The 8,033-nt window shown below is 39.7% G+C and carries 4 protein-coding genes; 3 read left to right on the top strand and 1 reads right to left on the bottom strand.

Annotation, left to right across the window (positions count from 1 at the left end; all coding sequences use genetic code 11):
• The first annotated feature begins 656 nt into the window (after nucleotides 1-656).
• Nucleotides 657-2,873, top strand: a complete 2,217-nt coding sequence (locus V7L12_RS23925) for an EAL domain-containing protein (protein ID WP_335088116.1) — start codon at nucleotides 657-659, stop codon at nucleotides 2,871-2,873.
• Nucleotides 2,874-3,187: 314 nt separating this feature from the next.
• On the top strand, nucleotides 3,188-4,444 hold the full coding sequence (locus V7L12_RS23920; RefSeq protein ID WP_335088114.1) for a mechanosensitive ion channel family protein: 1,257 nt from the start codon (nucleotides 3,188-3,190) through the stop codon (nucleotides 4,442-4,444).
• A 920-nt stretch (nucleotides 4,445-5,364) separates the two neighbouring features.
• On the opposite strand, the gene V7L12_RS23915 is transcribed toward V7L12_RS23920, so the two are convergent.
• On the bottom strand, nucleotides 5,365-6,306 hold the full coding sequence (locus tag V7L12_RS23915; protein WP_335088112.1) for an N-acetylmuramoyl-L-alanine amidase: 942 nt from the start codon (nucleotides 6,304-6,306) through the stop codon (nucleotides 5,365-5,367).
• A 560-nt stretch (nucleotides 6,307-6,866) separates the two neighbouring features.
• Here V7L12_RS23915 and V7L12_RS23910 point away from each other — a divergent pair.
• Entirely contained in the window at nucleotides 6,867-8,021 is a 1,155-nt protein-coding gene (locus tag V7L12_RS23910; RefSeq protein WP_335088110.1) for an L-histidine N(alpha)-methyltransferase, read from the top strand.
• Nucleotides 8,022-8,033 lie beyond the last annotated feature (12 nt).

Genomic DNA, 8,033 nt, shown 5'->3' with positions numbered 1-8,033 from the left:
CTCTTTTTATCCCATTCTTACGGATGTTTTTAGAGCCACAGTCAGGACAATTCATGTTTTAGCACCCTATGTTCATACCCTATTATGCAACGCCATAAATTTATTCGTGGAAGAAATACCAACATTAGATATTTATTTCCCCCAAAACCATTCAATCGACCTCTTGCACAAATGCAAAATTCGCCCTCATCCCTCAACCCCTTCTCCCAAAATTAGGAGAAGGGAGCTAATTTCAAAGTCCCTCTCCCAAAATTGGGAGAGGGATTTAGGGTGAGGGTTTTTGATTAATGGCTTAATTTATTAACTTTTCTCAAAAATTTTGTTGTTTGTTGAGGTAGATTCATTCTTCAAATAGATATATTTACTCTGAATTAATCTAGCTAAAAGCTGTTACTAAACTGGCTAATTTTGCCTTTATTTTGTAAGTTAAATTATTAAGATAACTCCTCGTTTTGTTGCTTAATTGCACAAAATATATCGGCAATTATTTGGGGTTTTAGTATAAACTTTGGTATGTGTTGCAAAGTCACTTACTCAGCTAAATTATTCAGTTTACTTAACTCATCAAATCTTCATGTATTTGAAGTATAGTTTATCTTTTACAGGAAAAATAGTGGGAATAATAGAGTAAATCGGATTGAGCAAATTATTTAGCTATGAGCCAAATATGTCCTATTTCCAAAACTTGTGCTTGTCGCAATGTTGCACGCTGCCGGACTAAAGAGGCAGGTAGGCTCTTTCTCTGGTTCCCCGTTCCACATACCCTAAAAAAAGTCACTTCCTACCTACAACAGTTTGCCCTTAAGTATGAACTGATGCATGAGCGACCAGGTTTGAGTTTGGAGTGTAGACCCGGACAGTCCCTAGAAATTGCCCGAAACCTCGCCAAACTACTTGCACCAAGAGAATTAAAAGAGACGCAAGTCCTTTTCATTCAAGGCACTTTCCAACCTCAACTCCATGATTTTAGTGACATAGCCTCATTACAACGCTTCATTAAGTTGAACCAATCCGACTGGCTGGTTGAAATGCTGGCAACGGAACGATTCACCAGTTACTTCCAACCAATTGTCTCAATTAACAATACATCGCAGATTTTTGGATATGAATCGCTTTTGCGGGGGCTGGACGAACATGGCAATTTAGTACTACCAACATCCATTCTGGAGTTAGCAACCGAAGCCGGACTTCTACCACAACTCGACCAAGTTGCTCGCCTCAGCACAATCACTCAATTCAGCCAATATGAAGTGAGTGGGCACATCTTCATCAATTTTGCACCAACGTCACTTTATGACCCAGTTTTTTGCCTACGGAGTACGGTAGAAGCAATTGATACTGCCGGAATCTCCCACGATCGCGTTGTTTTTGAAGTTGTGGAATCAGACAATCCTCAAGATTTAGCCCACCTCAAGGCAGTACTTAAATACTATCGGGATGCTGGGTTTTTAGTCGCCCTTGATGACCTTGGTTCTGGCTATTCCAGCCTAAACTTGCTGCATCAGTTACGTCCAGACTTTATCAAGTTGGATATGGAGTTAATTCGAGATGTACATCAAAACCTTTACAAAGCTTCGATTACCGAGAAACTTCTAGAGATTACTCAAAAGTTAAACATCCAAACCGTTGCTGAAGGAATTGAATGCATTGAGGAATTGAATTGGCTGCGAGAACGAGGTGCAAATTTTGCTCAAGGCTATTTGATTGGTAAACCCAGTGCAGTGCCTGTCACTACAACCCCTCACTTTGATCCAATCGTGTTAACTGTAGCATCGGCACATTCTAAGGTAGTTGAGCAGGTTCAACACCAAAGCGAGCCTGAGCGAATTGTCGCAGCTGTGACGCAGCGCATTCGCCAATCCTTGGAGTTAGACGAGATTTTGCAAACTACGGTAGCCGAAGTGCGACAACTGTTTGAGGTAGACCGAGTGGTGATGTATCAGTTTAAGCCAGACTGGAGTGGGTTAGTTGTTGTAGAATCTTTAGCAGAAGGCTGTATGTCGATTTTGGGATTTCACGTCATGGATACCTGCTTTCAATCCACGCGTGCAGCTTACTATCAACAAGGTAACACTAGAGTGATCGAAAACATTGAAACTGCGGGATTATCGCCGTGCCATGTTGACCTCCTCAGAAGTCTGCAAATCCGGGCAAACCTTGTAGTGCCCATTTTGCAGCAAGGGCGTTTGTGGGGACTATTGATTGCTCACCAATGCCGTCATCCCAGACAATGGCAGCAATCGGAGATTAACTTGTTTAACCAGTTGGCAGGTCAAGCTGCGATCGCTATTCAGCAATCAGAACTTTACCACCAATTACAACAAGCAAACCAGGAATTACAGCGCCTTGCCTGTTCCGATGGTCTAACCCAAGTGGCAAATCGACGCTGCTTTGATGACACATTAAACACGCAGTGGCAATGGTTGGCACGAGAGCAAGGCTCATTATCTTTGATTTTGTGTGATGTCGATTACTTTAAGCTTTACAACGATACGCATGGACATCTGGCAGGAGATGATGCACTTAGACAAGTTGCTAAGGCAATCTCTCAGACAGTTAAACATCCCGCTGATTTAGTTGCTCGTTATGGCGGAGAAGAGTTTGCAGTTATTTTGCCAAATACTAATATTGAAGGGGCCATTGCAGTTGCAAGAGATATTCAGATCAATATTAGTGCATTACAAATGCCTCATCCCCATTCTCAGGTCAGTGAATTTATTACCCTAAGTCTTGGTGTGGCAACCATCACTCCTGATAGCCAATTATCTCCTGCAATCTTAATTGCTGCTGCTGACCAAGGACTCTACCAGGCAAAAGCACAAGGAAGAAATTGTGTGGTGCAGATGGATTGTGAGAATGCTGATATTAAATAAGCTGATGCGCTTGTAAATTGCATAGTTCAAATCGCTAGAAAGATGTAAAGACGCAGATATACGCAGACGAAAAGACACATTAACCCACTATCTACGCGCAATTATTGTAGTGAACACCAGAGAAACGTTCTGATGTCAACTTCACTTTTGTCGCACCTACCAGCTTTCGTCGGAAGAGTGATCATTTCTCCCTGACATTGCCAGTAAATCTTTTTCACAGCTAGCCGTTGCTGGAATGACTTTTCAGGAATCCTAATGGAACAAGAACCTTTTCTTGATTGGATAAATGAAGGGGTAATCCTCTATCAGCATCTTTGATTTTAGCGGTGATCGCCCTGAAATTTCTAAAATATTGGCTGAAGGTAGCAAGCACTCGCACTAAGAACTTAGAAAAAAATACTGCTGACGATGAAAGTATTGATGCTTTCTTTAACGCCTTCTATGACAGAATTAGTGGTGGAATCTGGCTATGGGCTACCATCTTGTGTGCCCATTTTCTCAAATTGCCAGCAACGATTTCGGAATATTTGTACATCGCGCTGCGAATCTATCTAATCATTGGCGTCGGGTTGCTTATACTCAAAGCAATTGCTGCGATCGTTGATAGCCTAGATGCTCTCAGCATCAGATACTCCAATCCTGATAACCTGCTGAGATTCTACGATCGCCTCCGACACCTGATACCCTTTTTAAAGCGTTGCTTGGAATTTGTGATTTATGTCTGCATGGCAACATTGGTAATTCAGCAGGTGCAGTTAATTGCCAATATTGCAACTTTTGGCCCGCGAATTATCAAGATAATCGGTATCATCTTCATTAGTCGCGTGTTGTTTGAGGTCGTTTACCTACTTATTGAAGAGGTGCTGTTCAAAGACCAGAATCTAACTGATATTCAAAGAAGTAGACGCATGACGCTTGTTCCTTTGTTTCGTAGTTTCTTACAATACTTAATTTACTTTGGTGCTACAGTTTTCATTCTCTATGCCCTGAGTATCGATCCCACTCCCATACTTGCGGGTGCTGGTATTGTCGGAATCGCTGTGGGGTTAGGGGCACAAACACTAATTAACGATATTGTCTGTGGCTTCTTTATTCTGTTTGAAAACTACTACTTAGTAGGTGACTATATTGAAGCTGGAAAAGCCGAAGATAAAGTTGTCGAAGGTATTGTCGAGGCAATTGAACTCAGAACCACTCGTGTCAGACATCCTAATGGTCAATTGCAGATTATTCAAAATGGGAATATTGGCTCAATTACTAATTACTCCAAACAGTATATCTTTGCAGTAGTAGAAGTTGGTGTGCCTTATAATTCCAACTTAGCGCACGTGTACAAAGTAATTGAGGAAGTCGGACAGCAGTTAAAAGCAGACGATCCAGATGTACTCGAAGGCACACAGGTGGATGGAGTCGAAAGTCTGGGAGAGTCTAACTTGTTGCTACGGACATTGACGAAAGTAAAGCCAGGAAAACATCTTCAGATTCAGCGCGTTCTTCGGAAGATTTTTACGAATGCACTACTGCGGGAAGGAATTGTAATTCCCGTGCGCGCTGAAAGTGCCGAAGGTTAATTTGGCACTTTCTTTTAACAATAAATAACTCAGGAGTCATTCAATTTGGGATTTTTCCTTCAATCAAAAATCCCAAATTGGCAGAGCAACTTATTTGAAATTGCAATAATTGAAATAGGCACTGGTAAGGCAGTTAAGACAAGCCTATATCTACACACTAGGATAATTCAGTCAGTGAAACCAGAGGATAGCGATCGCTGTCTTACTGAAATATCATACAGCAGATTGCAACTTCTCTACGAGAGGCTACGCCAAGGTGAGGTACAGATAATCGTAAGGGAACAACATGTTGTGCCCCTACCCGTGTACTTCATTTACCTGAAATACGCTGTATTTAAACTCAGTTATTATAAAAACAACGGTTTTGAATCATCTCTTAGAATAAGTGTTGTATCAGGCTTGATATGACATAATAAATAAATTTTAAAATTATTAAAAAGGTATTTATTTATACAAAAAATAGTAGCAATTGTTATAGGCTTGAAAAGCCCTTTACTTTTATACTTTTGGCGAAACTTCACCGCCAAAAAAGCACCAGAGCGATAGGAAGTTACCTGTTACCAAATGCGATTGATACTTATCAAACGCAAACCTGGTTAAGTTGAACAGATTCTTGTCAGCAGAATAGGTGATTTCCTACGCCCTAATTATTTCTTTTAATTATTTTAGCTTAATAGCTTTAAGCGATATCAATGCTATCTCAAATGCTTTGGCAGTTTGTGCGCTTCCCAAAGATGTTATGAACAAAATATGGTTGTAAGTTGCTAAAATTAACCCCTTCACTTATTCATTAGGCAAAACAGTTCTGTTAACGGTAGTGGTACGTTTAGCCCGTTCCCAGTTCTGAGTAAAGAAGTCAGATTCCCAACTTCTTTACTCAGCACTACTACCCCAGTCTCTAGTCTCTAGTTCCCATCAGCCTAACCAATTAATTTCTGCCAGCTAGCAGGCCCAATAATTCCATCGGCATCTAAAGCATTTTGCTTTTGAAAGTTTTTAACTACAACTTCTGTTTGCGGCCCGTAGACGCCATCATTCTCAACACCTAAACGGTATTGTAAGTATCTGACAACTTCATTACCAGCATGGTTTGGTCTGAGCACTCGTTTTGCCAAAATTTGATTTATGGCATTCCATGTAGCTGAGTCAGCAATTCCAGTTGACTGAACTCCGACAATAGTCTGAAATTTTTCTATGGCAGATTTTGTATTAGCGCCGGTAAAGCCATCTTCCACTAACGCCTTACCATTTTTATCAGTTATTTTGAGTCGATTTAAGGCCTTTTGCAGTCTCAAAATAGTGGTATCTACATTCTCTTCTTCATCTGGTACAGGGATAACAGGAACACTTGGCACTTTACCAGTTAAGCCTTTAACAATCGCATTAGCCATTGCTTCAGGATTAAAAAGATTTATATCTTTTTGCGAATCCACAAAGCAACCTTCTACAAGAATCGCAGGCATATCTGTATTTTTCAGAACAAACAAGTGGGAACCACTCTTAACGCCACGATTAAAAAATCCTAACTTGACGATTTCATCTAATACAGGTTTAGCGATTTTTCTACCTGTATCGCTAGTTGCAAATACTTCTGTGCCATTAGCTTGGCCGTTAAAGGAGTTAAAATGAATCGAGACGTAAATATCTACTTTACTGGCATTAGCTGTAGAACATCTTTTTGAGAGTGATTCACGTACTGTACTAGCGCTACTTGGTTTACATACTACGACTTCATTTCCTAAAGCTCTTAACTTGGCTATAACTCTATTACCTACATCTAGAGTTAAATTATCCTCAACTTTGATTCCTCTAGCTCCTGTGTCTGGTGGACAATTGTGCCCGCTATCAATTCCGAATTTCATGATTTCATCCTCAATTTACTTGTTTTTACACTAGTTCAAAACTCTTATAATTATATAGACAAAATTTGGTTAATAGCTTTGTTTAAATACTTGTTAGCAATGGCTGCATTCTTTTCAGCATTACTACGCTATTAGACCAAATAAGTTTTTGTGCAAACTTGAACAGGAACTTTTATTTGGTAAAATCCACTAATTTAAAGTTATATTGTAACCAAAAACACAACTATTATAAGTTATCAATATCGAGAATAACCAGTAAAATTTTGCAATAAATTGAAATCCAGCAATTGCCTCCATTCTTTAGATAATAACGCTTTGTAAAAGTGGAAAGCCATGACAAATGTACTTAGTTAGATGCCCAAATCCCTAAACCGAACGCACCCCCTGATGTGAACCTGGGTTTTATAAGGTCGTAAACCCTTAACAGACTCTACCCTTGGCTTCCTGTTAACCCTGAGCAGCTTAACACATAATGCTTTACAGTATTAATGAATACGCAATCGCTTCTAGACATCTGTACGAGATTTATCAGATAAACTGCTCAAGAAACGAGGCTCAACATGGGATCTTTAAATTTTGTGAAGCTACTGGAAAATTCCATTAATGAACCCGGCTTAGGGTGGACTCTCTGCTTTATAGGGGAAGATCAATCTAACAAACTTGCAGAACTCACGCAGGAATTGAGAGGAGAATTTTCGGCGACAGGCGATGGAAAAGAGATTTTATCTGGTTTTTCCTATTGGGGAATAGGCCCAACGATCGCCTGGGATCATGCCTGTAACGATCGATTCTATCTCGTGATGAAAGAGAGTATAGAGTCTTTTAGATATCGATGGCATCAAATTAATGCTAATAATATCAAAGATCAGAAATATCATTATGTAAGTTTAGGCGTAGGCACGGGTGAAAAAGACCAACACATTTTAAGTTTATTGTTCAACACAAATCCCGATTTCCTCTACTTTCCAGTTGATATGAGTTCGGAAATGTTAAGGTTAGGTGTACAACGGGCAATGAGAGGATCGCAATTGCAAGGTAGCCATGTGTTGCCAACTCAAGTTGACTTTTCAATTGAGAGAAATGTTGACGAGTTACGGAAACTACTAGATAGAGTTATCAATAACAGTCCCGTGCTATTTTCGCTATTGGGGAACACATTAGCTAATTTTCAACAAGATACAGAACTTTTGCGAACTCTTTCTAAACTAATGCGAAGTGAAGATAGGCTACTATTAGAAGTAGCGACCACTGAAGAATTAAGCGAAGAAGCGGCACAAAATGCGGCGAAAGAATACGCGAAGACTAGATCGTTTAAAGAGTTTGTCACCAGTGCATTACTGCAAAATACTGACTTACATATCGACTTAAATAGTGTGTTTTTTGATGGTACCGTAGAAACTGATAGAGGAATTTTGATAAAAATCCTGTATCGTAACCTAACTGGAAATAAAATTGAGGTCATGTTACCTGACCGATCGGTAATAAATTTTGAAGACCAAGATACGATTCGTTTATATCTAACTCGGAAATATACTTCTAGTGGCATCGATCAAACTATATCAGACAGTAATCTGGTGCTTGTTGATAGGCTCCACACAGTATTGGAACCACGTTTAAAGAATGGATTTGGTATGGATTTAATCTTACTTGCCTCTGACTCTTCAGGAATTAACAATAATTCTTCTGTAGCGAATGATATATGGTCTAAACGGTAAGATGTGAGATGA

Origin of the sequence: Nostoc sp., from assembly GCF_036918245.1 — a bacterium.
Lineage (GTDB): Bacteria > Cyanobacteriota > Cyanobacteriia > Cyanobacteriales > Nostocaceae > Nostoc.
Note: the sequence above shows the minus strand (reverse complement) of the source record. Positions and strands in the feature narration are given on the sequence as shown.